The sequence below is a fragment of the Myxococcus sp. CA051A genome, from assembly GCF_013336705.1.
Lineage (GTDB): Bacteria > Myxococcota > Myxococcia > Myxococcales > Myxococcaceae > Myxococcus > Myxococcus llanfairpwllgwyngyllgogerychwyrndrobwllllantysiliogogogochensis.
Window position 1 is genome coordinate 1 of the sequence record NZ_JABUMS010000086.1, and the last position, 424, is coordinate 424.

Here is a 424-nt window from a genome sequence, read left to right on the forward strand (position 1 = left end):
ATCAACCGATGCGCCGATGTCGTCGCCACGGTACCGTTGGTGAAAGCCGCCGCACTGACCGTGCCTTCATTGTAAAAGGCCGTGAACACGTTGCGGGTCAGCTGCAGCCGATCGCCATCAGCCACCGAGAAGTCATTGATGATGTCGACGTTGCCGGCTCCCAGGGCACTGTCGAACCGGAAAAGGTCCGAAGCCGTACCGCCGGTGAGCCAATCGCTGCCATTGCCGCCGACAAGAAGATCGTGGCCGGCGCCGCCAAACAGCGAGTCACCGCTGTCGAGACCAAACAGGTCGTCGTTGCCGGCATTGCCGAACAGCTCGTTGTAGCCGCCAGTGCCGGTCAGCGTGTCGGCATAGGCCGAGCCGCCGAGGCCCTCGATCGAGATGTACACGTCGCCCTGCGCATCGCCCTTATTGGCCGCCG

1 protein-coding gene is annotated in these 424 nt (G+C 63.2%); it reads right to left on the reverse strand.

Features of this window, described 5'->3' with window-relative positions; genetic code table 11:
• Nucleotides 1–424: calcium-binding protein (locus HUA74_RS45030; RefSeq protein WP_371817416.1), on the reverse strand; the 424-nt coding region annotated here is incomplete at both ends.